Annotated in this window: 26 protein-coding genes and 1 tRNA gene; 9 read left to right on the top strand and 18 right to left on the bottom strand. The window is 72.4% G+C overall.

Annotation, left to right across the window (positions count from 1 at the left end; genetic code table 11):
- Positions 1-13: 13 nt before the first annotated feature.
- Genes AC2H4J_RS08500 through AC2H4J_RS08485 form a run of 4 tightly spaced genes read right to left on the bottom strand, consistent with a single transcriptional unit; the run spans position 14 to position 5,172 of the window.
- The gene (locus AC2H4J_RS08500; RefSeq protein ID WP_487464431.1) at positions 14-631 is read right to left on the bottom strand and encodes a TetR/AcrR family transcriptional regulator; all 618 of its coding nucleotides are present in this window, start codon (positions 629-631) and stop codon (positions 14-16) included.
- Complete coding sequence (locus AC2H4J_RS08495; protein ID WP_487464430.1) at positions 628-2,775, bottom strand: 3-hydroxyacyl-CoA dehydrogenase NAD-binding domain-containing protein; 2,148 nt, start codon at positions 2,773-2,775, stop codon at positions 628-630. The genes AC2H4J_RS08500 and AC2H4J_RS08495 overlap by 4 nt, the downstream gene beginning before the upstream one ends.
- A gap of 11 nt (positions 2,776-2,786) precedes the next feature.
- The gene (locus AC2H4J_RS08490) at positions 2,787-4,001 is read right to left on the bottom strand and encodes an acetyl-CoA C-acetyltransferase (protein WP_487464429.1); all 1,215 of its coding nucleotides are present in this window, start codon (positions 3,999-4,001) and stop codon (positions 2,787-2,789) included.
- 28 nt (positions 4,002-4,029) lie between these two features.
- Complete coding sequence (locus AC2H4J_RS08485; protein ID WP_487464428.1) at positions 4,030-5,172, bottom strand: acyl-CoA dehydrogenase family protein; 1,143 nt, start codon at positions 5,170-5,172, stop codon at positions 4,030-4,032.
- Positions 5,173-5,354: 182 nt separating this feature from the next.
- On the opposite strand from AC2H4J_RS08485, the gene AC2H4J_RS08480 reads away from it, so the two are divergent.
- Complete coding sequence (locus tag AC2H4J_RS08480) at positions 5,355-5,597, top strand: hypothetical protein (protein WP_487464427.1); 243 nt, start codon at positions 5,355-5,357, stop codon at positions 5,595-5,597.
- A gap of 13 nt (positions 5,598-5,610) precedes the next feature.
- Here the strand turns inward: AC2H4J_RS08480 and AC2H4J_RS08475 are convergent, their stop codons facing one another.
- From AC2H4J_RS08475 to AC2H4J_RS08460, 4 genes are all read right to left on the bottom strand, one after another.
- On the bottom strand, positions 5,611-5,892 hold the full coding sequence (locus tag AC2H4J_RS08475; RefSeq protein WP_487464426.1) for a ubiquitin-like small modifier protein 1: 282 nt from the start codon (positions 5,890-5,892) through the stop codon (positions 5,611-5,613).
- The gene (locus AC2H4J_RS08470; protein ID WP_487464425.1) at positions 5,889-6,971 is read right to left on the bottom strand and encodes an exo-alpha-sialidase; all 1,083 of its coding nucleotides are present in this window, start codon (positions 6,969-6,971) and stop codon (positions 5,889-5,891) included. The genes AC2H4J_RS08475 and AC2H4J_RS08470 overlap by 4 nt, the downstream gene beginning before the upstream one ends.
- Before the next feature lie 124 nt (positions 6,972-7,095).
- Entirely contained in the window at positions 7,096-7,569 is a 474-nt protein-coding gene (locus AC2H4J_RS08465; RefSeq protein ID WP_487464424.1) for a hypothetical protein, read from the bottom strand.
- A 120-nt stretch (positions 7,570-7,689) separates the two neighbouring features.
- Positions 7,690-8,868, bottom strand: coding sequence for a L,D-transpeptidase (locus tag AC2H4J_RS08460; RefSeq protein WP_487464423.1), 1,179 nt, complete (start codon positions 8,866-8,868; stop codon positions 7,690-7,692).
- A 167-nt stretch (positions 8,869-9,035) separates the two neighbouring features.
- Between AC2H4J_RS08460 and AC2H4J_RS08455 the strand changes: the two genes are divergently transcribed.
- Positions 9,036-9,111 (top strand) — tRNA-Lys (locus tag AC2H4J_RS08455).
- A 41-nt stretch (positions 9,112-9,152) separates the two neighbouring features.
- On the opposite strand, the gene AC2H4J_RS08450 is transcribed toward AC2H4J_RS08455, so the two are convergent.
- Positions 9,153-9,452: a hypothetical protein gene (locus AC2H4J_RS08450; RefSeq protein ID WP_487464422.1), complete on the bottom strand. Its 300-nt coding sequence runs from the start codon at positions 9,450-9,452 to the stop codon at positions 9,153-9,155.
- A 242-nt stretch (positions 9,453-9,694) separates the two neighbouring features.
- On the opposite strand from AC2H4J_RS08450, the gene AC2H4J_RS08445 reads away from it, so the two are divergent.
- Positions 9,695-10,849 carry an MFS transporter gene (locus AC2H4J_RS08445; RefSeq protein WP_487464421.1) on the top strand — a complete coding sequence of 385 codons (1,155 nt, stop codon included), beginning with the start codon at positions 9,695-9,697 and terminating at the stop codon, positions 10,847-10,849.
- Between the two features lie 59 nt (positions 10,850-10,908).
- On the opposite strand, the gene AC2H4J_RS08440 is transcribed toward AC2H4J_RS08445, so the two are convergent.
- The 6 genes from AC2H4J_RS08440 to AC2H4J_RS08415 form a co-directional block, all read right to left on the bottom strand.
- Complete coding sequence (locus AC2H4J_RS08440; RefSeq protein ID WP_487464420.1) at positions 10,909-12,150, bottom strand: ABC transporter substrate-binding protein; 1,242 nt, start codon at positions 12,148-12,150, stop codon at positions 10,909-10,911.
- Complete coding sequence (locus tag AC2H4J_RS08435; RefSeq protein WP_487464419.1) at positions 12,147-13,385, bottom strand: branched-chain amino acid ABC transporter permease; 1,239 nt, start codon at positions 13,383-13,385, stop codon at positions 12,147-12,149. Before AC2H4J_RS08435 ends, AC2H4J_RS08440 begins: the two co-directional genes overlap by 4 nt.
- Positions 13,378-14,268, bottom strand: a complete 891-nt coding sequence (locus tag AC2H4J_RS08430) for a branched-chain amino acid ABC transporter permease (protein ID WP_487464418.1) — start codon at positions 14,266-14,268, stop codon at positions 13,378-13,380. Before AC2H4J_RS08430 ends, AC2H4J_RS08435 begins: the two co-directional genes overlap by 8 nt.
- Complete coding sequence (locus tag AC2H4J_RS08425) at positions 14,265-15,134, bottom strand: ABC transporter ATP-binding protein (RefSeq protein ID WP_487464417.1); 870 nt, start codon at positions 15,132-15,134, stop codon at positions 14,265-14,267. Before AC2H4J_RS08425 ends, AC2H4J_RS08430 begins: the two co-directional genes overlap by 4 nt.
- Complete coding sequence (locus AC2H4J_RS08420; RefSeq protein WP_487464416.1) at positions 15,122-15,910, bottom strand: ABC transporter ATP-binding protein; 789 nt, start codon at positions 15,908-15,910, stop codon at positions 15,122-15,124. The genes AC2H4J_RS08425 and AC2H4J_RS08420 overlap by 13 nt, the downstream gene beginning before the upstream one ends.
- A 317-nt stretch (positions 15,911-16,227) precedes the next feature.
- On the bottom strand, positions 16,228-17,175 hold the full coding sequence (locus AC2H4J_RS08415; RefSeq protein ID WP_487464415.1) for an alkaline phosphatase family protein: 948 nt from the start codon (positions 17,173-17,175) through the stop codon (positions 16,228-16,230).
- Between the two features lie 71 nt (positions 17,176-17,246).
- On the opposite strand from AC2H4J_RS08415, the gene AC2H4J_RS08410 reads away from it, so the two are divergent.
- The 4 genes from AC2H4J_RS08410 (at position 17,247) to AC2H4J_RS08395 (ending at position 20,651) form a co-directional block, all read left to right on the top strand.
- Positions 17,247-18,332 (top strand): FAD-dependent oxidoreductase, encoded by a 1,086-nt coding sequence (locus AC2H4J_RS08410; RefSeq protein ID WP_487464414.1) that lies wholly within the window; start codon positions 17,247-17,249, stop codon positions 18,330-18,332.
- 98 nt (positions 18,333-18,430) lie between these two features.
- A complete protein-coding gene (locus tag AC2H4J_RS08405; protein ID WP_487464413.1) occupies positions 18,431-19,351 on the top strand; it encodes an ABC transporter ATP-binding protein in 921 nt (306 codons plus the stop codon).
- Positions 19,348-20,181, top strand: a complete 834-nt coding sequence (locus tag AC2H4J_RS08400; RefSeq protein ID WP_487464412.1) for an ABC transporter permease — start codon at positions 19,348-19,350, stop codon at positions 20,179-20,181. The genes AC2H4J_RS08405 and AC2H4J_RS08400 overlap by 4 nt, the downstream gene beginning before the upstream one ends.
- Before the next feature lie 44 nt (positions 20,182-20,225).
- Complete coding sequence (locus AC2H4J_RS08395; protein ID WP_487464411.1) at positions 20,226-20,651, top strand: hypothetical protein; 426 nt, start codon at positions 20,226-20,228, stop codon at positions 20,649-20,651.
- Here the strand turns inward: AC2H4J_RS08395 and AC2H4J_RS08390 are convergent.
- Positions 20,573-21,742 (bottom strand): MFS transporter, encoded by a 1,170-nt coding sequence (locus tag AC2H4J_RS08390; RefSeq protein WP_487464410.1) that lies wholly within the window; start codon positions 21,740-21,742, stop codon positions 20,573-20,575. The two genes, AC2H4J_RS08395 and AC2H4J_RS08390, sit on opposite strands and share 79 nt — an antisense overlap.
- A gap of 39 nt (positions 21,743-21,781) precedes the next feature.
- Here AC2H4J_RS08390 and AC2H4J_RS08385 point away from each other — a divergent pair, with 39 nt between their 5' ends.
- Positions 21,782-22,312 (top strand): DUF488 domain-containing protein, encoded by a 531-nt coding sequence (locus AC2H4J_RS08385; protein ID WP_487464409.1) that lies wholly within the window; start codon positions 21,782-21,784, stop codon positions 22,310-22,312.
- A gap of 95 nt (positions 22,313-22,407) precedes the next feature.
- On the opposite strand, the gene pruA is transcribed toward AC2H4J_RS08385, so the two are convergent.
- Both pruA and AC2H4J_RS08375 read right to left on the bottom strand, forming a co-directional pair.
- Complete coding sequence (gene pruA, locus AC2H4J_RS08380) at positions 22,408-24,045, bottom strand: L-glutamate gamma-semialdehyde dehydrogenase (RefSeq protein WP_487464408.1); 1,638 nt, start codon at positions 24,043-24,045, stop codon at positions 22,408-22,410.
- 14 nt (positions 24,046-24,059) lie between these two features.
- On the bottom strand, positions 24,060-24,983 hold the full coding sequence (locus AC2H4J_RS08375; RefSeq protein ID WP_487464407.1) for a proline dehydrogenase family protein: 924 nt from the start codon (positions 24,981-24,983) through the stop codon (positions 24,060-24,062).
- Between the two features lie 156 nt (positions 24,984-25,139).
- On the opposite strand from AC2H4J_RS08375, the gene AC2H4J_RS08370 reads away from it, so the two are divergent.
- Complete coding sequence (locus AC2H4J_RS08370; RefSeq protein WP_487464406.1) at positions 25,140-26,279, top strand: helix-turn-helix domain-containing protein; 1,140 nt, start codon at positions 25,140-25,142, stop codon at positions 26,277-26,279.
- The last annotated feature ends 10 nt before the right edge of the window (positions 26,280-26,289 follow it).

The raw sequence follows: 26,289 nt of genomic DNA, 5'->3' as shown, positions 1-26,289 counted from the left end.
ACCGGCGGGGACATCAGGCGCCCACCGGGGCGACGGCGTCCACGATCGCCAGCCAGTGCGGCAGGAACTCGCCGTCGCGGGCGGCGCCGGGCTGCAGTGAGTAGGTCAGCGCCTGCCCGCGCATCGAGGTGAGCAGCACCTGGTAGACGGCCTCCGACGCCGGGTGCCGCGCGACCTGCTCGCCGAACACCTCGACCGACAGCTCGCGCAGCTGGGCGCCAACCCGCCGCTCGTGCGGCAGCAGCGCGGCCCGCAGCTCCGGGTCGGTGCGGGCCGCCGTCCACAGCTCCATCGACGCCACGAACAGCGGCCCGTGGAACCGCGCCCAGATCAGCTCGATGCCGAACCGGATCCGGGTCGCCGGGTCCTCGGGCAGCTCGGCGGCGGCCGTGCGGACGCTGTCGCTGAACTCCCCGTAGAGGTGATCCATGGCGGCGAGCACCAGGTCGGCCTTGGTCGTGAAGTGGTGGGTCAGGGCCCCCCGGGAGACCCCGGCGCGCGACTGCACCTCCTGCGTCGTCGTCCGTGCGTACCCGAGCTCGACGAGGCTCTCCACCGTCGCCCGGACCAGGGCCGACCGGGTCGCGGTCCGCCGCTCGGCCTGGGTCCGCCGCCCGGGGATGGCCGTCATGCGCCGACGGCTGCGCGCAGGCTCCCGGCCGGCACGGCCCGCTCCAGCAGCAGCGCCGGTGGGCGGAACCGCTCGCCGTAGGCGTCGGCGAGCGCGTCGGCCCGCGCCACGAACCCGGCGACGCCGCCCGCGTACTGGTCGACGTACTGGAGGACGCCGCCGTACAGCGGCGGGAAGCCGATGCCCATGATCGAGCCGATGTTGGCGTCCTCGACGCTGCTCAGGATCTCCTCCTCCACACACCGCGCCGTCTCCACCGCCATGGCGAACAGCAGCCGCTCCTGGGCGTCGGTGAACGACACGGCGTCCGACGACGGGAAGAGCTCGGCCAGCCCCGGCCAGACGCGCTTCTCGGGCGTCCAGTCGAAGAAGCCGGTGCCGGCCGACTTGCCGGTGCGGCCGTGCTCGACCAGCGTCCGCAGCACGGCGACGCCCGGGTGGTCGTCGGCCGCGCCGGCCTTGGCCGCCTCGTCGCGGATCTTCAGCGGCAGGGTGAGCGTGACCTCGTCGAGCAGGGTCAGCGGCCCGGCCGGGAAGCCGGCCTGCAGCGCGGCACGCTCGATGCTCATCGGTGCCATGCCCTCGGCGAGCAGCGCGGCCCCCTCGAGCACGAGGGTGCCGAACACCCGGCTGGTGAAGAACCCGCGGCTGTCCTGGACGACGATCGGCGTCTTGCCGATCTGCCGGACGACGTCGTAGGCGCGGGCGAGCGCGGCGTCGGAGGTATCCCGACCCACGATCAGCTCGACCAGCGGCATCTTGTCCACCGGCGAGAAGAAGTGCATGCCCACCACGTCGGCGGGCCGCTGCACGCCCTCGGCCAGCCCCGTGATCGGCAGGGTCGACGTGTTGGACGCCAGCAGGGCGTCGGGCAGCGCGCCGGCCTCCGCCTCGGCCAGGACACGGTGCTTGAGCGCCTGGTCCTCGAAGACGGCCTCGACGATCACGTCGCAGCCGGCGAGGTCGGCGGCGTCGCCGGTCGGCGTGATCCGGGCGAGGAAGGCGTCGGCCCGCTCCTGCGTCATGCGCCTGCGCGACACCTGCTTGCCGACGAGCCCGGCGACGTGCGCCTTGCCCTTCTCCGCGGCCTCGGCGCTCACGTCCTTGAGCACGACGTCGACGCCGACCTTCGCGAACGCGTGCGCGATCCCGGCGCCCATCATCCCAGCGCCGAGCACGCCGACCTTCGCGGCCGTGTACTTCTCGGGACCGTCCGGCCGCGACGCGCCGCCGTTGACGGCATTGAGGTCGAACCACAGCGCCTGGATCATGTTCGTCGAGATCTGGCCGACGACGAGGTCGACGAAGTACCGGCCCTCGACGGTGAACGCGGTGTCGACGTCGACCTGGAGGCTCTCCACCGCCGCGGCGAGGATCGAGTACGGCGCCGGGTAGGGCGCGCCCTTGAGCTGCTTGGTCAGGTTCGCCGGGAACGCGGGCAGGTTCGCCGCCAGCGACGGGTTCGACGGGGTGCCCCCGGGCACCCTGTAGCCCTTCGCGTCGTAGGGCTGCTGCGCGGTCTCGTTCGCCAGCACCCACTGCTTCGCCTTCGCGACCAGCTCGTCGGCGCTCGCCAGCTCGTGCACCAGCCCGAGCTCCAGCGCCTTGGCGGGGCGGAGCTGCTGGCCCTGCAGCAGCAGCTCGAGCAGCGCCGTCGTCAGACCGAGCAGCCGGACGGAGCGCACGATCCCGCCGCCGCCGGGCAGCAGGCCGAGGGTCACCTCGGGGAAGCCGAGCTTCACCTTCGGGTCGTCGAGGACGACGCGGTGGTGGGTCGCGAGCGCGATCTCCAGCCCGCCGCCCAGCGCCGCGCCGTTGATCGCGGCGGCCACGGGGATGCCGAGGGTCTCCAGGCGGCGCAGCTGGCTCTTCACCAGCGTCACCTGGGCCAGGACGTCGTCCCGGGTGTCCGGCGTGGCCTGGATCAGGCTGCCGAGGTTGCCGCCGGCGAAGAAGGTCTTCTTCGCACTCGTCAGGACGACGCCGCGGATCGACTCCTTCTCGCGTTCCAGCCGGTCGATCGTCTCGCCCATCGAGCGCACGTACGCGTCGTTCATGGTGTTCGCCGACGACGACGGGTCGTCGAGGGTGAGGACGACGACGGCGTCGGCGTCGGACTCCCAGCGGATCGTGCTGTCGCTCATACCGGTGCTCCTCAGACTCGCTCGATGACGGTGGCGATGCCCATGCCGCCACCGACGCACAGGGTGGCCAGGCCGCGGCGCAGGTCGCGGCGCTCGAGCTCGTCCACGAGCGAGCCCAGGATCATGGCTCCCGTCGCGCCGAGCGGGTGACCCATGGAAATGGCGCCGCCGTTGACGTTGACCTGCTCCTGGTCGAACCCGGTGTCCTTCATGAACCGGAGGACGACGGCGGCGAACGCCTCGTTCATCTCGACCAGGTCGATGTCGTCGACGGTGAGCCCCGCCTTGGCCAGCGCCTTCCGGGTCGCGGGCGCCGGGCCGGTCAGCATGATCACCGGGTCCGCGCCGGACACGGCCGCGCTCACGATGCGGGCCCGCGGGATCAGCCCGTTGGCGCGGCCGGCCTCCTCGCTGCCGATCACCACCAGGGAGGCGCCGTCGACGATGCCGCTGCTGTTGCCGGCCGTGTGCACGTGGTCGATCCGCTCCACCCAGTGGTAGCGGTCCAGCGCGACGGCGTCGAAGCCGCCCATGTCGCCGATCCCGGCGAACGCCGAGGGCAGACCCGCGAGCGACTCGACCGTCGTGCCGGGGCGGACCAACTCGTCGGTGTCGAGGACGACGGTGCCGTTGCGATCGGTCACCGGGACGACGGACCGCTCGAAGTACCCGTTCGACCAGGCCTTCGCGGCGCGGGCGTGCGACTCGGCGGCGTAGGCGTCGACGTCCTCCCGGCCCCAGCCCTCCAGGGTGGCGATGAGGTCGGCGCCGATGCCCTGCGGCACGATTTTCGTCGCCGCCGCGGTCTCCGGGTCCATCGGCCAGGCGCCGCCGTCGGACCCCATCGGCACCCGGGACATCGACTCGACGCCACCGGCGAGGACGAGGTCCTCGAAGCCGGAACGGACCTTCTGGGCCGCGAGGTTGACCGCCTCCAGGCCGCTGGCGCAGAACCGGTTGATCTGCACGCCGGCCACCGTCTCGGGGAGGCCGGCGGCCAGCGCGGCCGTGCGGGCGATGACCGCGCCCTGCTCGCCGACCGGGGAGACGACACCGAGCACGATGTCGTCGACGAGGGCCGGGTCGAGGCCGGGGTTGCGGCGGCGGACCTCGTCGATGAGGCCGGTGGTCAGGCTGATCGGCTTGACCGAGTGCAGCGCCCCGGTCTTCTTGCCCTTGCCGCGCGGCGTGCGCACGGCGTCGTAGATGAACGCCTCGGCGGTCATGGGAGTCCTATCGCTGGTGGGAACTGGATCAGAGTCCGAGCGAGCGGCCGACGATCTCCTTCATGATCTCGCTCGTGCCGCCGTAGATGGTCTGGATGCGGGAGTCGAGGAAGGCCTTGGCGACCGGGTACTCGAGCATGTAGCCGTAGCCGCCGTGCAGCTGGAGGCACCGGTCGACCACGCGCTTCTGCAGCTCGGTGGTCCACCACTTGGCCATCGCGGCGTCCTCGACGCTGAACCGGCCGGCGTTGTGCTCACCGATCGCCTTCTCCAGGTACGTCTCGGCGATGGTGACCTCGGTGTGCATCTCGGCAAGCTCGAAGCGGGTGTTCTGGAACGTGCCGATCGGCCGGCCGAACGCCGTGCGGCCCTTGGCGTAGTCGACGGTGAGGTCGAGGATCTGCCGGCTCGCCGCGACCGCGACCGCCGCGATCGACAGCCGCTCCTGCGGGAGGTTGGTCATGAGGTGGACGAAGCCGTGGCCCTCGGTACCGAGCAGGTTGCCCGCGGGCACCCGGACGTCGTCGAAGAACAGCTCGGCGGTGTCCTGCGCCTTCAACCCCACCTTGGCGAGGTTCCGGCCGCGCTCGAAGCCCGGCATGCCGCGCTCGACCACCAGCAGCGAGAAGCGGCGGGCGCCGGCGTCGGGATCGGTGCGGGCCACCACGATCACCAGGTCGGCGTTGATGCCGTTGGTGATGAAGGTCTTCGACCCGTTCAGCACCCACTCGTCGCCGTCCCGGCGGGCCGACGTCTGCACCCCCTGCAGGTCGGAACCGGCACCCGGTTCGGTCATGGCGATCGCGGTGATGAGGTCGCCGCTGACGAAGCCGGGCAGCCAGCGCTGCTTCTGCTCCTCGGTGGCGAGCCCGAGCAGGTAGGGGGCGACGACGTCGTTGTGCAGGGGAAAGCCGAGGCCGCTGGCGCCGACCCGCGTGATCTCTGCGGCCAGGATCACGTTGTAGCGGAAGTCCTTCACGTCCCCGCCGCCGAACTCCGCCGGCACGTCCATGCCGAGCAGCCCCTGCGCGCCGGCCCTCTGCCAGACGGCCCGGTCGACGATGCCGGCCTCCTCCCAGGCGGCGTGGTGCGGCACGACCTCCTTGGCGAGGAAGTCGCGCACCATGGCGCGGAAGGCCTCGTGGGTCGCCTCGTAGAGCGTGGATCGCACAGGACCTCCGGAGTCGGACGGGCGGCGGGGCGAGCTCACCAGAACATACCGACCATCTGTTCGGTATGTTCCCGGCGGCCCGCGTGGGGCCCGTGGGTCGGGCGCGCCTGGTGAGCAGGCTGCGACGGACACGCCCGTCCGGGGTGCTGGCACTCTCGGGGGCACGCTCGGACTCTGTTCCCATGACCAGCGTCTACGCGTACGGCACAGCTCACGCGGTGGTGATGGTCGGGTCCTTCGGGTCCGAGGGTCTCAAGCCACGGCAGATCGGCCCGGCACACGCCACCATCGGCCGGGTCAGCGGGCAGAGCCGCAAGGCGCTCTGCGGCGCCTACGTGTCGATCGACGAGCAACTGCCCTGGCCGCCGGAGGGCTACGAGGACCAGCAGCTCTGTGAGAACTGCGCGACGCTCGCCGCGCTCTGAGGGCGGCCGCCCGTCATCCGCCGGCGACCGAGGGCAGCACGTGCACCTCGGCGCCGTCGCGCACCGTCGTCTGCAGGCCCTCGGCGAACCGCACGTCGTCCCCGTCGACGTAGACGTTCACGAACCGCCGCACCTGACCGGTCTCGTCGCGGATCCGTCGCGCCAGCATCGGGTGCTGGGCGGCGAGGGCGTCGAGCACGTCGGCCAGCGTGCCGCCCGCCGGCTGGACGGCGACGTGCTTCTCCCCGCCGACCAGGGCGGCGAGCACTCCGGGCAGCAGCACCTGGACGCTCACGGCAGCGAGGCGGCCTTGACGTTGAGCACGTCGGGCAGGTGGTCGGCGACCAGGGTGAAGGTGTCGCCCTCGTCGGTGCTGGCGTAGACGCAGCCGTCGCGCGTGCCCAGGTAGAGGCCGGTGGATTCGGCTCCGTCGACGCAGAACGCATCCCGCACGACCGATACCCAGGCGTCGTCCGGCAGGCCCTGGCCCACCTCGGTCCACGTCTGGCCGGCGTCACGGGTGCGGTGGACGCGCAACCGGCCGTCCGGCGGCACCCGCTGCATGTCGGCGACGAGCGGCACCACCCACGCAGTGCCGGGTGTGGTGGGCGAGGCGGCGATCGGGAAGCCGAAGTCCGCGGGCAGGCCGCCCGCGATCGACGACCACGAGACACCGGCGTCGTCGCTGCGGTACACCCCGCCGTGGTTCTGCGCGTAGAGCCGGTCGGGGCCGCCCGCGTCGACGGCGACCTTGTGCACGCACTGCCCGTACTCGGGTTCCTCACCGGGCAGGAATCCGGCGCCGATCCCCCGGTTGCGCGGCTCCCACTTCTCGCCGCCGTCCTCGCTGACGTACACGCCGCCGGTGCTCATGGCGATGGTCACCCGGTCGGAGGCGGCGTCGGGGAGGATCGTGTGCACCGCTCCACCGCCCCCGCCCGGCTGCCACGTCGGCCGGTGCGGGTGGTCCCATAGGCCCCGGACGAGCTCGAACGTGCAGCCGGCGTCGGTGCTGCGCCACAGGGAGTGGGGCTCGCATCCCGCCCAGACCACGCCCGGGCGCTCGGCGCTGTCGGGGCGCAGCTGCCACACCCGGGCCAGCGCGGCGTCCGTGCCCTCCGGGAAGTGGATGGCCCCGTGCTCGGTCTCCTGCCAGGACGCGCCCAGGTCGTCCGACCACATGACCGTCGGGCCCCAGTGGCCGTACTGGATGCCCGCGAGCACCCGCGGGGCGGGCCCGCGGGTGTCGATCGAGACGGCTGCGACCTCCTGCGCGAGCAGGTGCGGTCCGTCGACCGTCCAGGTGCGGCGGTCGTCGTCACTGCGGGCGAGCCACAGCCCCTTGCGCGTCCCGATGGCCAGCAGGTCGGTCATGGCACCCCTCCGAGGTCGACGGATCGACGTGAGGGTGACCGTAGGACCGGGGACCGACAGGTTCGAGACCTCTCGGCGCGGTCGGGCGCCTCACGGAGAGGTAGACCGGCGGAGCCGCCGGAACTCAGCGGCGGGTGGAGCCACCCTCGGGATGGTCGCGGTCGGCGGTGGCCGGGTACTCGCGGGTTCCGGTGGGGCCACCCGGTTCCGCGTAATCCTGGCCTGCCGTCGTGCCCGGCACGCGCCGACCGTCGTTGGCGACGTCCGGGTTGAGCTTCTCTGCCTTGGCCCTGAGCTCCTGCGCCGCGGCGTGTTCCTCGCCGGCGCGGGCGGCGCGCTCGCGAGCCTCCTGCTCGGCGAGCGCGGTGCGCTCCTGGACCTCGGCGCGCTCCCGGCGGGCACGGGCCGCCTGCTCCTCCGCCAGGGCCTGCTCCTGCTCGGCGCGGGCCCCACGCAGGTGGGCCTCCTCCAGGTGCTGCCGTGCCTGTTCCCGCTTGCGCACCTGCGCGACGCGGGAACGTCGGGACAGGGCGAGAGCGATGGCCAGGATGACGATGACCGCGACGACGACGATGAGAACGACGACCCAGGTGTCCATGACGAGCCTCCTCGGATTCCCCGATCTTGTTCCCCGGGGGAGGCGGGCGGAAACGCCGAGGTCGGCTCAGCGGGCTCCGACGACCGTGGCCGTCACGTCAGCAGGGCGGCTACCGGGCCGTCACTTCAGCGCGCTGCCGGCCTGCCACTGGTCCCACGGGATGGCCCAGTCGTAGATGTCGCCGTCGGACGCCGACAGCGTGGGGCCGACGGAGTTCTTGACCTCCACCACGTCGCCGGGCCGGGAGAAGCCGAAGAACCAGGAGGCCCGCTCGGTGGACAGGTTGATGCAGCCGTGCGACACGTTGCTGCTGCCCTGCTGCCCGACCGACCACGGTGCGGCATGCACGAACTCACCGTTGTTGGAGATGCGGACGGCGTACTCCACGTCGGCCCGGTAGCCACCGGGAGCGTCGACGGCCAGCCCGAAGGTGGACGAGTCCATCGTGATGTTGCGGTAGGACTCGGTGACCACGTGCGCGCCGTTGCGCGTCGGGTTCTCGGCGCTCCCGGCGCTCATCGGATAGGTCTGGACCACCTGCTCGCCCTCGTAGACGGTCAGGGTGTGGGCGGCCGCGTCGGCCACGGAGACGTGCTTGGCACCGATGTCGAAGGAGACGGTGCGGTTCTTCTCGCCCCACACGCCGTCGCCCATGTTCACGCCGTACAGGTTCGCGTCGAGGGTGACGTGGGTGTTCGCCGGCCAGTACTGCGAGGGCCGGAAGTGCACCTCCCTGTCGTTCATCCAGTTCCACGCCCCGTCCGTCGGTGTGGAGGAGGTGACCTTCAGGTGGCTCTCGACGGCGGCCTTGTCGGCGACCGGGTCGTCGAAGTACACCCGGATCGGCATGCCGACGCCGACCGTCATGCCGTCGAGCGGGCCGATGGACGGGGTCGAGAGCGTGCCGGGACTGACGGTGGTGAAGGTCGAGGACGCCTTCGTCTCGTGGTCCGCGGTGTTCTTCGCGCTCGCCGTCAGTGTGTAGGTGGTGCCGTAGGCCAGCTTGTCCTGGGGCGTCCAGACCGCGCCGCCCTCCTGCTGAGGGTCGGGGGCGACGGACCCGTCCACCGTGGTGCCGTCGTCGCCGACGACGGTGACGGGGCCGAGCTTCCCGGCGGCGACGGTGATCTCGAGGGGTTCCACGGGCGAGACGTCCTTGGTCCCGTCGGCGACGCTGAGGGACACCTGCGCCGGGGGCACCTTCCCGGCCGTAGCCTGGGCATCGCCCGTGGCGCTGCCCTTGCAGCCGCCGAGGAGCACCAGTGCTCCCACGGCGATGATTGCGGCTGTCCGTCGCACCTGCCGAACTCCCCTCGTACCCCGGCGCGCTCCGGACGTGCGCCGGGACCCAGTGTCCACGTCCGGACGACGGAAGGGGCGAGTCGAGGGTCACTCCCGGGTGCCCGGACCCGGCCGCAACCGCGCTGGTATCGTTCTCCCTCGTCGCCCAGCAGGCCGGGCGACACGCGCCATTAGCTCAATTGGCAGAGCAGCTGACTCTTAATCAGCGGGTTCGGGGTTCGAGTCCCTGATGGCGCACCACGGGAGCGGCCTCGTCCAGCAGGACGGGGCCGCTTCGTGCGTCAGGCCCCGTTGTCATTCCGGACCAGGCGCAGGTGCGGACGGGTGGCGATGTCGGCTCGGGGGTCGGGCACCTGAGGCAGGCCGGCCGCCCGCCGGACGCGGTTCTCCGGGACGCCGAGAGCACGGGCCAGGAACTCGGCCACTCCCTCGCTGATGAAGCTGCGGCCACCGCGACGGGTCATCCGCTCGATGGTCTCGACGGGCACGGCCCAGCGGGACAGCCGGGACGCCTCCTCCGGCGTGCGCGCCAGCTCCCAGAGCCGTCGACGCACGAGGCGCTGCAGATCCTGTTCGGACACGCCCCGAGGCTATTCCCGGTTGCAGCGGCAGGCATCCGGGCGGCGCATTGCAGGCGACAGGGCTCCGTCGTCGCAGCAGGCCGACTACGACCGGTTACGGATCGCGGGTCTCCCTCCCTGGGCGGCTTCCGCGCCTTCACCCATGATCATCCTGTTCTCTGCTCGGCCAGCGGCACTCGTCCGGGGCATCGCCACGACCGGCACAAGGGCTGATCCGTCGACCGGGTCCGTACGGTCAGGCCGTGACCTGGAAGCGGGCCGTGTTCGCCCTGTTCGCCGTCGCGGCCGGCACCAACGTCCCGACCCCGCTGCTGCTGGTCTACCAGGAGCGGCTGCACCTCTCGCCCGAGGTGCTCACCGCGTTGTTCGGCAGCTACGCCGCGGGGCTCGTGCCCGCGCTGCTGCTTGCCGGGGAGCTCTCCGACCGGCTCGGCCGCCGCCGGGTCGCCATCCCCGGCATCGTGCTGTCCGGCCTGGCGTCGCTGGCCTTTGCTGCCGCGGGTGACTCCCTGACCCTGCTGTTCACCGCCCGGTTCCTGCAGGGCGTGGTCAGCGGCGTCGTCTTCAGCGTGGGCAGCGCGTGGGTCGCCGAACTGTCGCTCGCCTCCGGGGAGGGGGCGGGCGGACGGCGGGCCGCGGTCGCGATGACCGCCGGCTTCTCCCTCGGCCCGCTGACCAGCGGTTTCCTCGGCCAGTTCGGCCCGGCGCCCACGGTGCTGCCGTATCTCGTGCACGCCGTCCTGGTCGTCGTGGGGCTGGCCCTCGCGCTGCGACTGCCCGAGACCGTGGACCTCCTCCCCCACCCCTCCGGCGCGCGCACCGAGCCGACGGCTCCCCTGATCCCGCCCGGCCAGGCGCTGCTCTTCGCCACCGTGCTCGCCCCTGTGGCGGTGTGCGTCTACGCGTTCCCGTCGTCGGTCATCTCGGCGGTGCCGCTGCTCGTGGACCTCCCCTACGGCGGGGTGGCGGCCACCGGCCTGCTCGCCGGCGTCACGCTGGGCGCCGGCACCGTCGTCGCACCCCTGCAGCGCCGGCTGGGCCCGTGGGCCGCGGTCGTCGGCACCGCCCTGGGCGCGGCCGGTTTCGCCACAGCAACCGCGTTCGCGACCACCGACCGGCTCGTCTGGCTGGTCCTCACCGCGCCGCTGCTCGGGTCGGGTGGTGGCCTCTGCCTGGCCGCCGGCCTGACCCTGACCGCGCGCCTGGCTGCCCCTACCCGCCGGGGCGCGCTGACCGCGCTGTTCCTCGCGATCGCCTACCTCGGGTTCGCCGTCCCGTTCCTCATGGCGGTGATCGCCCGTGCCTCGTCGTCGGCCACGCCACTGGGGATCGCTGCGGTCGTCACCGGTGTGCTGGCGCTGCGACTGGTCCCGGTCGCACGGAGCAAGCGGCTCTAGACAGCGGAACGGCGCCCCTCCCCGTGGGGGAGGGACGCCGTCCGTGGGCGGTGCCGGAGTCAGCCGGCGATCTTGGCGGCGAACTCGCCCTCGGTCGCGTCCTCCAGGAGCTTCGCGCCACCGGGCGCGTCGGCGGGTGCGAGCACGAAGCTCTCCAGGCTGGGCGACTTGCCGTGCTGGAAGCCACGGATCGGGACGACGAGGCCGCCGGTGTCGGCGTTCTTCAGGCCTTCGAACGCCTTCAGGACGCCGGCGTGCGTGAGGTCACCGTCCTTGCAGGCGGCGTCGAGCACCTGGTTCATCAGGGTGGCCATGCCGTAGCCCACCAGCACCCCGAGGCTCGGCGTGACGTCCGGGTAGGCCGCCTGGTAGTTCTTCAGCAGGTCGGCGTGCTTCTCGAAGGTCGACACCGGGGACGCGACGTAGAGGTGGTCCTTCAGCCACTGCGCCGTCGGCCCCTGCAGCAGCCCCGGAGCGAACACCGGGTTGTTGCCCAGCATGGGGACGTCGAGGCCCTGTGCCTGGGCGACTGCGGCCACCGACGCCGTCTGCGCCGGAGCGACCGTCAGGGCGATCGCCTTGACGCCGGCCGCCTTGAACTGGGTGACCTGGGCGCTCATGTCCTGGTCGGTGGACTTGATCTGGGCCTCGACGACCTTCAGGCCCTTGGCCTCGGCCACGGCCTTCGTACCGGCCAGCCCGTTGGCGCCGTACTCGCCCTCGAAGTAGATGTGCCCGACCGTGTCGCCCTGCTTGAGGAGGCCCTTCTTGAACAGGTAGTCGTAGCCGTTGGAGATCTCGACGTCGTAGGTGGCACCCACGACACCCGTGCCCGGGATCTCGGTGAGCGTCTTCGACCAGGCCGACGGGAAGTTCACGACCTTGTCAGCCGTGTACGCCGGCGCGAGTGCCGTGTTGATCGGGGAGCCGATCGTCTGCTGCATCGCCAGGATGCTGTCCTTCATCCCGCTGTAGAGCTGCACACCGGTCTGGGGGACGTAGCCGGTGTCCTGCACGTCGAGGTCGACGCTGTACGTGTCGCAGACCTTGTGGTCCTTCCAGTACAGCGTGTTGGCGTTCGTGAGGTCCTTGCCGAGCGCGGCGAACACGGCGGTCAGGTCGGTGAGGACACCGAGCTTGATGGTCTTGCCCTCGACGCCGATGTCCGTCTTGACGTCGGCGCTGTTACCGCCCCCGCCGCCCGACGAGGAGTTCTGCGCCTTGTTGCTGCAGCCGGTGGCCGAGGTGATGAGGACGGCGGCGAGCAGTGCCGCGCTGGCGGAACGCTTCCCTAGGTTCACGTGGAGCTCCCTTGTGCTGGTCGGTCTGACGGGACATCGGTGGACGGACGAGGGGTGGAATCCGGTGCTGTGGCACCTGGTGCCGGAGCTGGTGCGGCTCCCCCGCCGGGGTCACGGCCGCGGCGACGGAACCGTCTCGCCAGCCCCGCGAGGCCGGCGGGCTCGAAGAGAATCACCAGGACGATCGCGGCGCCGTAGAGGAATCGCGCGGCCTCGCCCGCCGCGAGCCCACTGCCGCCGGCGGTGCCGACGAACGGCAGGGCGTCGGCGTACTTCTGGAAGACCAGCGGCATCGCACTGACGAACAACGCGCCGAGCGCCGCGCCGCCGACGGAGCCCAGGCCGCCGAGCACGATCATCGCGAGGTACTGGAAGGAGACCTCCAGGCCGAAGGACTCCGGCGCGATGCTGCCGATCGACAGGGCGTAGAGCACCCCGGACAGCCCGGCGTACATCGAGCTGACCAGGAAGACCCGGCCCTTGTAGCGCTGCACGTTGACGCCCATCACCGAGGCGGCGACCTCGCTGTCGCGCAGTGTCTGCAGCGCCCGCCCCGGCCGGCTGCGCAGCAGGTTGCGCGCGAACCAGTAGGAAGCCAGCGCGATGAACAGTCCGAGGTACCAGAGCCGCTCCGCCTGCCGGAACTCGACGTTCGCGATGAACAGCAACGGGTCCTGATTGGCGAAGTGGAAGCCGAACAGCGAGAACTCCGGGGCGGCGCGGCCGTTGAACCCGCCTGTCACCGACGTCCACGTGTTGAGCAGGTGCTGGCCGATGAAGACCAGGCCGAGCGACGCGACACCGAGGTAGATGCCGCGCAACCGGGCCGCGATCGGGCTGAACAGCAGTCCGGCCAGGCCGGCCAGCAGGACCCCGATGATCATGCCGACCAGCGGCGGCAGCCCGAGGCCGCTCAGTTTCACGATGCCGATGCCGCCGGACTCACCGGAGACGTACACGTAGCTGATCGCGCCGACCGCGAGGAAGAAGGCGTGCGCGAGGGAGAGCTGCCCGGTGGTGCCGACGAGCAGGTTCAGCCCGATGGCGCCGACGATCGCCCCGAACACGGCGAAACCGGTGCGCAGCCAGAACTCCTGGACGTAGAACGGGGCGATCAGCAGCAGCACGATGACGACGGCCAGCACGACGAACCGGAGGGGGAAGCGTCGCCGCGTCGTTGCGGGTGCCGCGGCCCGGGAGGCCCCCCGGGCGCGCGTGGCGGTGGTCTCAGACACGTGTCAGCTCCTTCGTCCCGAACAGGCCGGAGGGGCGGACGAGCAGCACGATGATCATGACCACGTACGGGACGACGTCACCGAACCCGCGTCCGAGGAACAGCAGCTGGTCCTGGTAGCCGGACGCCAGCGACTCGGTGATGCCGATGAGCAGGCCGCCGACCAGCGCTCCCCCGGTCGAGTCGAGGCCGCCGAGGATCGCGGCCGGGAAGGCCCGCAGCGCGACCGTGTAGGCCGCCGCGCTCACGCCCGGCGTCGGTGCGCCGACCAGGAAGAGTGCCGCGACGGCCGCGAGCACGCCGGCGACGATCCAGGCCAGCGCCGACACCCGGCCCAGCCGGATGCCCATGAGTGCCGCCGTCTCGCCGTCCTCGGCCGAGGCGCGCATCGCCACGCCCCAGCTCGAGTACTTGAACGCCGCGAAGAACAGCACGATGAGGACGGCAGCGACGATCGTGGCGATCAGCCGGTTCTGGCTGATGCCGACCTCGCCGATCCGGAACGACTTGCCGCCCCACGGGTGCGGCACGTTGAGGATGTCCGAACCGAGCAACCGGATCAGCTGGGTCAACAGGATGATGTCCACGCCGATCGTGACGATGGCGAGGCTGATCACCGGGGCACCGCGCAGCCGGTTGATGATCAGCCGCTCGATGATCAGCGCGGCCAGCGCCGTGATCGCGACGCCGGCCACGACGGCGAGGAAGAAGCCGAGCGGCTTCGACAGCCGGGCGATCGAATAGGCGCCCAGGAGCAGCAGCGAGCCGTGCGTGAAGCTCACGACCTCACTGGCCTTGAAGATGATCACGAAGCCCAGGGCGATCAGGGCGTAGATCGCCCCGAGTGAGATGCCGTTGAGCAGCAGCGACAGGAACTGGGTCACGAGCGCGTCCCGGGGGTCTCGGAGGAGTGGTCACCGTCGGCGGCCTCGGACGGGTTGGTCTCGTCACCCGAGCCCAGGTAGGCACGGATGACCTCGGGGTCTGCCTGCACTTGCGCGGGGGTGCCGTCGGCGATCCGGCGTCCGAAGTCGAGGACGGTGACCCGGTCGGCCAGCGACATGACCATGCCCATGTCGTGCTCGACGAGGACGATGGAGATGCCGAGCGCCGAGCGGATCTCGAAGATCGCCTCGGCCATGCGATCGGTCTCCTCGGCGTTCATGCCGGCGACCGGCTCGTCGAGGAGGAGCAGCCGGGGCTCGGTGCACAGGGCGCGGGCGACCTCGACCCGCTTCTGGTCGCCGTAGGAAAGGACGCCGACGGGCGTCTCCAGCTTGTCGCCGAGCTCGAGGAACTCGGCGATCTCGGCCACGCGCGCGCCGTGCACCTTGCCCTCCCGGGTCGCCCGCGGCAGCCGCAGCCCCGAGGAGATGAACCCGGCCTTGGTCAGGTGGTGCCGGCCGAGCATCAGGTTCTCGGCCACCGACTGGGTCGCAGACAGCGCGATGTTCTGGAACGCCCGGGCGACCCCGATACCGGCGATCTGGAACGGGCGCATCTGGTCGAGCCGGTGCTCGCCGAAGCGGACCTGCCCCTCGGCCGCCTTGTAGACGCCGGACAGGACGTTGAACATCGTCGACTTGCCGGCGCCGTTGGGCCCGATGATCGCGTGGATCGTCCCGGGCTCGACCGTGAACGACACCCCCGACAGCGCCTTGATCGCGCCGAACCGGACGCTGATGTCGTCGACCTCGACGGCGGGGATGTCGGTCCGCAGGCCGTCGGTCACGGCGGTCACGACTGCCACCGGGTGAGCGTCTTGCCCGAAGCGACGCGCCGGCGCTGCTGCTCGGTCTCGTCGCCGTCGTGGCCGAGGTAGAGCCGCTGCACCTCGTCGGTGCGGGCGAGTTCGCGGGCGTCCCCGGAGAGGGAGACCTCGCCGACGTCGAGCACGTAGGCAAGGTCCGCGACCCCCAGGGCCATCGTGGCGTTCTGCTCCACGAGGAGGACCGAGGTGCCCTGCCGGTTGATCTCGGCGATCACCTCGCCGATCTGGCCGATGATCCGCGGCGCGAGACCCAGTGAGGGCTCGTCGAGCAGCAGCAGCTTCGGGCTGGCCATGAGCGCCCGGCCGATCGCCAGCATCTGCTGCTCACCACCCGACAGCAGGACCCCGCGCTGCGCGCTGCGCTCCTTGAGCACCGGGAACAGCTCGTACACCCGTTCCTGGGCCTTGGCCTTCGCGGCCCGGTCCTTGCTGCCCATCCCGCCGGCGCGGAGGTTCTCCTCCACGGTCAGCCGGCCGAAGATCCGTCGTCCCTCGGGCACCTGGACCAGGCCCATGCGGACGGTCTGGGCTGCGTCGCGGCCACGGAGATCGCTGTCGTCGAACCGGATCGAGCCCGACTCGACGCGGCCCCGGTGCACCTTGAGCGTTCCGGAGATCGTGCGCAGCAGGGTCGTCTTCCCGGCTCCGTTGCTCCCCAGGACGGCGACGACCTTGCGGTCGGGGATCTCCATCGACACCCCTCGGACCGCTTGGACACCGCCGTAGCTCACGTGCAGCGAATCGATGCTCAGCACGGGCAACACTTCCTTTCTGCGCCGTCGTCGGACGCGCGTGCGCGGCGTCGGGGCTGCTCGACGCTCACCGGAGGGGGATCACGAGGACCCGAGTAGCAAACCGCACGGTGGTGACGTGGCACACATTGCGGTGACTGTAGGGCGTGAAGTGAGGCTGTCGCGCCGCGAAAGGGTCACGGATCGGTCACCTTGAGCGGCGGGCGCGTTCCGGTGGCCCGCGCGTGTTGGCCCGCTACAACGATCCGGGACCGGGCAGCGTGTGCTCAGCACATTGCGCAGACCGGGTCGTGCGTTCTCCGCACAGTGCCGAGGGGTCGTCAGCCGGCGGTGCTGGTCCAGACGCCGGTCAGCGGCGTGGCCGTGGCGGCCCGGCCGATCGCCGGCAGCCCGTACATGTCCTCCAGCATGCGCAGCAGGCTGTAGTGGTCGATCCGCTGGTCATAGGTCCCGCCGGCGACCATGGGGCCGACGAGGACGGTCGCGATGTGGTTCGCCGACGACCCGTTGTCCTCGTCGAAGGTGAACACCAGCAGGCTGTTGTGGGCGTGGGCCCAGGCCACGAAAGAGGACAGGTGCTGCCGTGCCCAGCGGTCACCGGCGGCCACGCCGCAGTCGTGCATGTCGTCGCACAGGTTCGGCACGACGAACGAGACCGTCGGCAGGTCGGCGAAGTCGGACGGGAGTGCGGACCACGGCTGGTTCACCGACCCCGGCAGGCCGGCGAAGTTCACCCACGGGTTGTGCTTGCGCGCGTAGTGACCCGTCCGGCAGCCGGTGTAGCCGGCGCTCGGCAAATCCTCGGAGTACCCGACGAAGGACCGGCCGGCGGAGCGCAGCTCGGCGGCGAGATTCGGGCCCGAGAGGTCCAGCGGGCACGAGTCGTCCGTCACGCCCTGGGTCGACCCCGAGAACAGGGCCAGGTAGTTGGGCTGGCTCGGGTGAGCCTCCCCGTGGGCGTCGGTGAAGGTTGCGCCCGATGCGGCGAGCGAGGTGAGGTACGGCGCGTCCCGCCCTCCGACGATCTTCTGGGCGTCCTCGTTCTCGAAGATCACCACCATGACGTGGTCCGGCGTCGGGACGTCGGACTGGCCGGCGACCGACGGCCCGGGGGACGACGCGCCTGACGACGACGCGCCCGACGAGGACGTGCTCGACGAGGACGCGCCCGACGACGACCCGGTGGCAGAGGGCCCCCCTCCGGAGCCGCACGCGGTCAACACGGTCAGGGCGAGGACGGCGGTGGCGGCGGACGCCCGGGCGCTCACGCGGACGAGTGTGCCCCGGCGCCGACGGGAAGGGCAGAGGCCTTCGCCGGTGTTCTGCGGATGTGAGCGCAGTGTCAGGGAACCGGGCAGTCGACGTCGTCGTGATCGGCGCGGGGCAGGCCGGCCTGAGCACCGCCTGGGCGCTGGCGCGTCAGGGGTTCGAGCCCGGAACGGAGTTCGTGGTCCTCGACGCCGATGCCGGCCCCGGCGGCGCCTGGCAGCACCGCTGGCCGTCGCTGACCGTCGGCACGACGCACCGCGTGCACGACCTGCCGGGGCTGCCGTTCCGGCCGGAGACAGAGAGCCTGCGGGCCGCCGAGGTCGTCCCCGCCTACTTCGCCGAGTACGAGGCGACCTTCGACCTGCCGATCCACCGGCCGGTGCGGGTCACGTCGGTCTCCCGGACCGACGACGACCGGTTCCAGGTGCGGACCGACTCGGGCGACTGGACGGCGCGGGCCGTGGTCAACGCCACGGGCACCTGGACCCGCCCGTTCGTCCCCCGCTACCCGGGGCAGGAGCTGTTCCGCGGGCGCCAGCTGCACACCGTGGACTACCGCTCCCCCGACGAGTTCGCGGGCCAGCACGTGGTCGTGGTCGGCGGTGGCGCGTCGGCCACCCAGCTGCTCGGCGAGATCTCCCGCGTCACGAGCACGACCTGGGTGACCCGCCGTCCGCCGGTCTGGCGCGAGGGGCCCTTCGACGAGGACGCCGGCCGCCGGGCCGTGGCCATGGTGGAGGAGGCCGTGCGCGAGGGCCGCCGTCCGGGCAGCGTCGTCGGCGTCACCGGGCTGCTGGTGTCGACGCCCTACATCGCCGACGCCCTGGAGCGCGGCGTCCTCGAGCGGCTGCCGATGTTCGACCGGATCACCGAGGACGGCGTCGCGTGGGAGGACGGGCGGAACGTCCGAGCCGACGTTCTCCTCTGGGCCACCGGTTTCCGTGCCGCCGTGCAGCACCTGGCGCCCCTGCACCTGCGGGGACCGGGTGGCGGCATCCGCATGGAGGGCACGCACGTGGCCGGCGAACCCCGGATCCACCTGGTCGGCTACGGCCCCTCGGCCAGCACCGTCGGCGCCAATCGGGCCGGCCAGGCCGCGGCCCGGCAGCTGCGCCGTCTCCTGGGCCCGGACAGGGCACTCCCCCGGTCGGCCTGATGCGGAGTTCAGGGTCGGTTCAGGGCGTCCCCTGATGGTCGTGAGCGCGGCCGGCCGACAGGGTCTGCAGTCATGACTCCTCCTTCCGGTCCGCCGGCATGATCGCCGCCACCGACCTCACCAAGACCTATGGGCCGAAGACGGCCGTCGACGGGATCACCTTCGCCGTCGAGCCCGGCCGGGTGACCGGCTTCCTCGGCCCCAACGGCGCCGGCAAGTCGACCACGATGCGGATGATCCTCGGCCTCGACCGCCCCAGCGCCGGCAGCGTGACCGTCAACGGACGCCGCTACGCGGACTCCCCCGCCCCGCTGCGCGAGGTCGGGGCGCTGCTCGAGGCGCGGGCCCTGCACCCGGGGCGGTCCGCCCGCGACCACCTGCGCTGGCTCGCCGTCAGCAACCGCATCCCGGCCGCGCGGGTCGACGAGGTGCTCGGCCTGGTCGGGCTCGAGGCGGTCGCCGGCCAGCGGGTCGGCAAGTTCTCCCTGGGGATGGGCCAGCGGCTGGGCATCGCCGTCGCGCTGCTCGGCAACCCGCCGGTCGTCGTCCTCGACGAGCCGGTCAACGGTCTGGACCCCGAGGGCATCCGCTGGGTGCGCACCCTCGCCCGGCAGCTGGCCGCCGAGGGCCGGACCGTCTTCGTCTCCAGCCACCTCATGTCGGAGATGGCGCTGATGGCCGACCACCTCGTCGTCATCGGCCGGGGCCGGGTCCTCGCCGACTGCTCGATGACCGACTTCATCGCCGACCACGCCGCGTCCTTCGTGCGCGTGCGCAGCCCGCAGCGGGAGCAGGTGGCCGACCTGCTCCGCGGATCCGGCCTGGAGGTCGCCGTCCACGGGGACGAGCTGCGGGTGCAGGGCCTCGACGCGGCGTCGATCGGCGAGCTCGTCGGCAAGTACGGGCTCTACCTGCACGAGCTCACGCTCGTCCGCTCCTCGCTCGAGGACGCATTCATGACCCTGACCGCCGACAGCGTCGAGTACTCCGCTGCCACTCCCGCTGGGATCGCCCGATGACCATGACCCCGACGTCACCCACCGTCGTCCTCGACCCCGACCGGAACGTCCCCGGCGTGCGCGCGCCGGGCTTCCCCGACACGCTGCGCGCCGAGTGGATCAAGTTCTGGACGGTGCGCTCGACCTTCTGGTCCACCGCCATGCTGTTCGTCCTGGGCGCCGGCCTCACCACGCTCGTCTGCGCCCTCGCGGCGAAGGACATCGCCAGCGGCGCGGCCGGAGATCCGCCCGGCGCCTTCGTCACCTGGGGGATGATGATCGCCCAGATCACCGCGATCGTCCTGGGCACGATGATCGTCACCAGCGAGTACGGCACCGGGATGATCCGCGCCACGCTCGCCGCGACGCCGGGCCGCGCCGCCGTCGTCGCGGCCAAGGCCGTCGTCCTCACCTCGACGCTGTTCGTCGTCGGCACCGTCACCGCGTTCGCCGGGTACTTCGGGGGCAACTGGTTCTTGGACCGGGAGGGCGTCGGCGTCGCGCTCTCAGACGACGGCGTGCTGCGCAGCCTGCTCGGCAGCGGTCTCTACCTCGCCGGGCTGGGGCTGCTCGCCGCGGCCCTGGGCTTCCTGGTGCGGCATACGGCCGCGGTCCTGTCCGCCGTCCTCGGTCTGGTCTTCGTGGTGGGTCAGATGGCCTGGCTGCTGCCCGGCACGTGGGGCGAGTGGATCGCCAAGGTCATGCCGGGCAACGCCGGGTCGGGGGTCGCCATGGCGGCCTCGTTCAACCCGCAGTTGCTGAGCCCGTGGACCGGCTTCGCGGTGTTCGGCGGTGAGGTCGCCGTCCTGCTGACCGTCGCGCTCGTGGTGTTCCGCCGCCGCGACGCCTGACCCCACCCGTGCCCCGGCCGGCCCGGCCGGGGCACAGTGGACGGGTGAGCTCTCCCGATCCGGCCGCCGACGGCCGCCGTCGCGCCGACGAGTACCTGACCCTGCTCGGTACGGACGACGCCGCCGCGGCCGCCCTCCTGGCGGGCCTGTCCGACGTCCGCGACCTGGTCTTCCTCGGGGCCGGGCTGACCGCGGTCGCCCGCGCCGAGGCCCGCGCCCTGCCGCCGGCGCAGCGCGCCCAGGCCAACAGCCGTCAGGTGCGGCTGGGCACCGTGCGGGACGCGAACCGCAGCAACCCCGAGGGGCTGCGCAGTTGGCTGCGCCAGGCTGCTGAGGAGATCGCGCTCATCCGGTCGCAGCGCGAGATCGCCGACCGCGTGCACGCCGCCGATCAGGCGCGGACGGCGACCCGCGCGGCCGCCGAGGCCAGCGGCACGATCGCGGCGAGCAGCGCCGCGACCACCACGTAGGTCCGATCCAGGCCGACGCCGGCCGCGAGGAACCCCAGCGCCAGGGCGCCGACGGCGGTCCCGGCGTCGAAGGAGGCGTTCCACATCGCGCTCGCGGTGGTCGTGCCGCCCTCGCCGGCACGGGCGAAGGCGGCGACCAGGGTCAGGTTCTGCACGGCCCCGTAGCCGGCACCGAGGACCGCCGCCCCGGCGACGACCCACGCGGAGCCGGTGTTCAGCCCGATCGCGATGCCGACCAGGCCGACGGCCGCGACGACGAGGGCGACCGGCAGCAGCCCGGAGCTGCCCAGCCGGTCGGCCAGCGCGCCGGAGCGCCACCGGGTCACCGCACCGGTGGCGCCGAAGACCAGCAGGGCGACGGTCGCGAGCACGCCGTCCGGACGCTCGATCGGCAGGAAGGTGACCACCCCGCCCCCGGCCATGGTGACCGCGAACAGCACAGCCGACGGCGCGAGCGCCGCCCGGACCGCCGCCCGGCGGGTGCCGGCCGGCCCGGGCGGTGCCTCCGGGGCGACCGAGCGCACCAGCAGCGGCACGAGGACCAGGCCCAGCACCGGGGAGGCAGCCAGCCACGACAGCCACCCGACGTGCCCGTCGAGGACGAGCGCGGCGCCGGCCGGGACGGCGAGCAGGTTCGGGACGGCGATGGCGAGGCCGTACAGCCCGACGGACTCACCGCGGCGACCCGGCGGCGCGACCCGGGCAGCCAGCGTCGCGCCGAGCACGGTCAGGACGGCGAACCCGGCACCGCGCACCGCGGAGAGCACCGAGATCCAGGCGACGCCGTTCCCCAGGACGTAGAGCGGCGCCGGGAGGCCCATGGCGAGCAGGCCCCCGGCGAGGACCGGCCCGATGCCGAACCGGGAGCTCAGCGCCGGGATCGTCATCTGCACGGCGATGGTCGCGGCGAGGAAGACCGTCGTCACCACGCCCGCGGTGCGCACCGACGCGCCGCCGGCCACGGCGTAGACCGGCAGGGACGCCAGCGTCAGGCAGAAGCTCGCGAAGCCGAGGACGGTGACCCCGATCAGCGCCTGCATGCCCCGCGAGCGCACCAGGGAGCGCCGCCCGTCGACCGTTCCCCCGCTCACCCGCTGATGATGTCAAGGACCGCGGGGTAGGCAGTGCACATGCTGCTGACGGTGGGTCACGGGCCCCAGGGCCGCGAGGAGCTGGGCGACCGGCTGTCGGGCGCGGGGGTGGACCTGCTCGTCGACGTCCGCCGTTTTCCGGGCAGCCGCAACAATCCCGACGTCGGACGGGACGCGCTCGAGCAGTGGCTGCCGCCGATCGGCATCGGCTACCGGTGGGACGAGCGGCTGGGCGGCCGCCGTCGGCTGCCCCCCGGCGAACCGGTCGTCGACGGCTGGTGGACCGTCACCCAGTTCGCCGCGTACGCCGCCCACACGCGGACTCCGGAGTTCGCCGCCGGCCTGGACGAGGTGCTGGCGGAGGCGGCGGCCGCGACCGTCGCGGTGATGTGCAGCGAGAGCGTGTGGTGGCGGTGTCACCGGCGGCTGATCGCGGACGTCGCCGTCCTGGGCCGGGGCGTGCCGGTCACCCACCTGATGCCCGACGGCCGGCTGACCCCGCACCGGCCGTCCGAGGGGGCCGTGGTGGCCTCCGACGGCACGCTCACCTGGCCCGCCGCCCCATGTTGATCAGGGTCGCTGATCATTTGGGGTCCTCCCCCACGGTCGACCGCGGGGGAGGACCCACTTTGATCAGGGACCCTGATCAACAGCGAGCAGACGGGTCAGGCCATGTGCGGGTAGCGATGGTCGGTCGCGGGGACGAACGTCTCCTTTATCGACCGGGTGCTGGTCCAGCGCTGCAGGTTCTGCGGGGCGCCGGCCTTGTCGTTGGTGCCCGAGGCCCGGCCGCCGCCGAAGGGCTGCTGGCCGACGACGGCGCCGGTGGGCTTGTCGTTGATGTAGAAGTTGCCGGCCGCGTTGCGCAGGAACTTCTGCGCGTGCGCGATCGCCACCCGGTCCTGGGCGATCACCGAGCCGGTCAGCGCGTACGGCGCCACCGACTCCATCTGAGACAACATGGAGTCGTACGCCGTGTCGTCCCCCGAGTCGTCGTAGACGTGCACCGCGAGCACCGGGCCGAAGTACTCGGTGGTGAAGACGTCGTGCGCCGGGTCGGTGCCCTCGATGATCGTCGGCCGGACGAAGAAGCCCTCGCTGTCGTCGGCCGTGCCGCCGGCGATCACGGTCAGCGCGTCGTCGTCCTTGGCCCGGTCGAGCACCCCGGAGAGCTTGGAGAACGACTTCCGGTCGATCACCGCGCCCATGAAGTTCGAGAAGTCGGTGACGTCACCCATGGTCAGCGACTCGGTGGTGGCGACCAGCTCGTCGCGCATCCCCGCCCACAGGCTGCGGGGCACGTACGCGCGCGAGGCCGCCGAGCACTTCTGGCCCTGGTACTCGAAGGCGCCGCGGATCATCGCGGTGCGCAGCACGTCGACGTCGGCCGAGGGGTGGGCGACGACGAAGTCCTTGCCGCCGGTCTCGCCGACGATCCGCGGGTAGCCACGGTACGTGGCGATGTTCTCGCCGACCGTCCGCCACAGGTGCTGGAACACCGGGGTCGAGCCGGTGAAGTGGATGCCGGCGAGGTCGGGCGAGGCCAGCGCGACGTCGGAGACGGCGATCCCGTCGCCGGTGACCAGGTTGATGACGCCGTCCGGCAGGCCGGCCGCCTCGAGCAGGCGCATCAGGAAGTGCGCGGCGAACTGCTGGGTCGGCGCCGGTTTCCAGACGACGGTGTTGCCCATCAGCGCCGGCGCGGTCGGCAGGTTGCCCGCGATCGCGGTGAAGTTGAACGGCGTGACGGCGTAGACGAAGCCCTCGAGCGGGCGGTGGTCGACCCGGTTCCAGACGCCGGGGCTCGACTGCGGTTGCTCCTCCAGGATCTGGCGGGCGAAGTGCACGTTGAAGCGCCAGAAGTCGATCAGCTCGCAGGCGGCGTCGATCTCGGCCTGGTAGCTGGTCTTGCTCTGACCCAGCATGGTGGCCGCGTTGAGCGTCTGCCGCCACGGGCCGGCGAGCAGGTCGGCGGCCTTGAGGAACACCGCGGCGCGGTCGTCGAACGACAGCTCGGCCCAGCCGGGCGCGGCCTCCTTCGCCGCACGGACGGCGTCCTCCGCGTCGCCGTGCGTGGCGTGCGCCGACGTGCCGAGGACGGCCGCGTGCCGGTGCGGCTGGACGACCTCGAACTTCTCACCGGAGGCCATGCGCTGGCGCCCGCCGATCGTCGACGTGAGCTCCAGGGTTTCGGCGGCCAGCTCCGGCAGCCGGGCCTGCAGCGCCGCGCGCTCGGGCGAGCCGGGGGCGTAGGTGAGCACCGGCTCGTTGTGCGGGGCCGGAACGCGGGTGACGGCGTCCATGGATCAGACCTCTTTCAGGAACGGGTCGCGAGCGAGCGGAGGAAGAAGCCGACGTTGGCGGGGCGCTCGGCCAGCCGGCGCATGAAGTAGGCGTACCAGTCGACGCCGTAGGGCACGTAGGCGCGCACCCGGGTGCCGGCGGCGGCCAGGCGGCGCTGCTCGTCGGGCCGGATGCCGTAGAGCATCTGGATCTCCCACGAGTCGGCGGCGCGCGAGTGCTGGGCCGCGAGCTCGTGCGCGCGCTGCACCATCGCCGGGTCGTGCGAGCCGACCATCGGGTACCCGGGACCGGCCATGAGGATCTCCAGGCACCGGGTGTAGGCGGCGTCGACGTCGGCCTTCTTCTGGTGCGCGACGCTGGCCGGCTCGTTGTAGGCGCCCTTCACCAGGCGCACGCGAGAGCCGGTCACGGCGAGGTCCTTGGCGTCGGCCTCGGTGCGGAAGAGCATCGCCTGCAGGACGGCGCCGGTGCCCGGGTGCTCCTTGCGCAGCTCGGCGAGCGTGCCGAGCGTCGCGTCGATCGTGCGGTGGTCCTCCATGTCGAGGGTGATCGTGGTGCCGATGCCGGTCGCCTTCTCCACGACCGGGCGCACCAGCTCCAGCGACAGCTCCTCGCCGTCGGGCAGCGACTGGCCGAACGCCGACAGCTTGACCGACGCCTCCGCGCCCGTGCCCAGGTCCAGCGCGGCGAGCCCGTCGAGCAGCGCGAGATAGGCGTCCCGGGAGCGCTCCGCCTCGGCGCGCGTGGTGATGTCCTCGCCCAGGTGGTCGAGGGTCACCTGGATGCCGTCGGCGGCCAGCGAGCGGACAGCGGCCAGCGCGTCGTCGAGCCCCTCCCCCGCGACGAATCGGTTGACGACCCGGCGGGTGGCCGGGTTGCCGGTGACGGCGCGGCGCAGCCCGGGACGGCGGGACGCCGCGAGCAGCGTCTTCTGCATCAGCACTGACGGACCTCCAGGGGGAAGAGAGCACCTCGACGGTAGGCATCGGCACCCCTTACGGGCCAGGGACAGATGTCCAGAGTCCGAACCCGTGCTCTCATACAGTTGTATGACGTCGCGGCGGTTTGTGCACAAACCGCCGGAAGGAGAGGGATGCGGGACGATCTGCAGGAACTGGTGGACGAGGTGTCCCGGGTGCTGGCCGCGCCGGCCACGCTGGAGGACGCCGAGTTCACTCTGCTCACGTTCTGCGCCCACGACGACAGCTCCGCCGAGACGATGGACGCCGTCCGCACCCGCTCGATCCTGACCCGCGGCTCACCGGCGGCCACGCGGGCCTGGTTCGAGGAGTTCGGCATCGCCTCCGCCGAGGCGCCGCTGCGCACACCCGCCGACGAGTCCGCCGGCATCCTCACCCGCCTGGTGATCCCGGTGCGGCACGGCGGGCGCACCCGCGGGTACCTGTGGCTGCTCGACGGCGGGCGGATCGACCCTGCGGACGGCGCCGACGCGGCCCTCGCCGCCGCCGTGGAGCTGGCCGCCGTGGCCGGGCGCATCCTCGCGGAGCGCGCGGTCGGCGACGACGACCTCGGCCGGCCGCTCGCGACCGCCCTCACCGGCGGCCCCACTGCCGCCGGCCCCGCCCTGCGCACCCTGTCGACCTTCCTCGGCGAGGACACCCCGCAGGTGCTGGTGGCGCTCACACCCGGATCGACCGACTGGCGCCCACCGGGCGGAGGCGCGATCGCCACGCCGGTGGCGGACGGCGTCCGCCGCTGGGTGGCCGCACTCGTGCCGCTGGCCGCACCCGGGGACCTCCGTCCGGCCGGGGCGCTGGCCGCGGCCTCGCTCGCCGACCTGCCGGCGGGCAGCGCGGCAGGGGTATCCGGCGTCCGGCGGGGGGTCGGCGCGCTCACCGAGCAGTGGACCCAGGCTCGCGCCGCTGCGCGCGTCGCGGCCGCCGTTCCGCGCCTGTCCCCCGTGGCGCACTGGGCCGAGCTGGGCGCGTGGCGGACGGTCAGCCAACTCACCGGCCCGGATCCGGCCGCCGTCGCGCTGCTCGCCGACCCGGTGCTCACCGCGACCGCGGAGGTCTTCCTCGACTGCGCAGGATCCGCCTCCCGGGCCGCCGCGGCGCTGCAGATCCACCGGCAGACGCTGTACTACCGGCTGGCCCGGATCGGCGAGCTCACCGGTCTGGACCTGGCCGACGGCGAGGACCGGTTCCTCCTGCACGCCTCGGTGAAGTCCGCCCGCCTGGCCGACGCGGCCGGCGCACCGCACCCCCATTAGGCTCGAGGCG

It is taken from the genome of Blastococcus sp. OS1-29 (assembly GCF_057628075.1).
The sequence above is the reverse complement of the archived record's forward strand: the minus strand, read 5'-3'. Positions and strand labels throughout refer to the sequence as shown.

What these genes read in the sequence shown, in the direction of transcription:
- AC2H4J_RS08495 (WP_487464430.1), bottom strand. Translation starts at nt 2,775, where the DNA reads ATGAGCGACAGCACGATCCGCTGGGAGTCCGACGCCGACGCCGTCGTC.
- AC2H4J_RS08490 (WP_487464429.1), bottom strand. Translation starts at nt 4,001, where the DNA reads ATGACCGCCGAGGCGTTCATCTACGACGCCGTGCGCACGCCGCGCGGC.
- AC2H4J_RS08385 (WP_487464409.1), top strand. Translation starts at nt 21,782, where the DNA reads ATGCTGCTGACGGTGGGTCACGGGCCCCAGGGCCGCGAGGAGCTGGGC.
- AC2H4J_RS08500 (WP_487464431.1), bottom strand. Translation starts at nt 631, where the DNA reads ATGACGGCCATCCCCGGGCGGCGGACCCAGGCCGAGCGGCGGACCGCG.
- AC2H4J_RS08465 (WP_487464424.1), bottom strand. Translation starts at nt 7,569, where the DNA reads ATGGACACCTGGGTCGTCGTTCTCATCGTCGTCGTCGCGGTCATCGTC.
- AC2H4J_RS08400 (WP_487464412.1), top strand. Translation starts at nt 19,348, where the DNA reads ATGACCATGACCCCGACGTCACCCACCGTCGTCCTCGACCCCGACCGG.
- AC2H4J_RS08470 (WP_487464425.1), bottom strand. Translation starts at nt 6,971, where the DNA reads ATGACCGACCTGCTGGCCATCGGGACGCGCAAGGGGCTGTGGCTCGCC.
- AC2H4J_RS08375 (WP_487464407.1), bottom strand. Translation starts at nt 24,983, where the DNA reads ATGCAGAAGACGCTGCTCGCGGCGTCCCGCCGTCCCGGGCTGCGCCGC.
- pruA (WP_487464408.1), bottom strand. Translation starts at nt 24,045, where the DNA reads ATGGACGCCGTCACCCGCGTTCCGGCCCCGCACAACGAGCCGGTGCTC.
- AC2H4J_RS08480 (WP_487464427.1), top strand. Translation starts at nt 5,355, where the DNA reads ATGACCAGCGTCTACGCGTACGGCACAGCTCACGCGGTGGTGATGGTC.
- AC2H4J_RS08370 (WP_487464406.1), top strand. Translation starts at nt 25,140, where the DNA reads ATGCGGGACGATCTGCAGGAACTGGTGGACGAGGTGTCCCGGGTGCTG.
- AC2H4J_RS08405 (WP_487464413.1), top strand. Translation starts at nt 18,431, where the DNA reads ATGATCGCCGCCACCGACCTCACCAAGACCTATGGGCCGAAGACGGCC.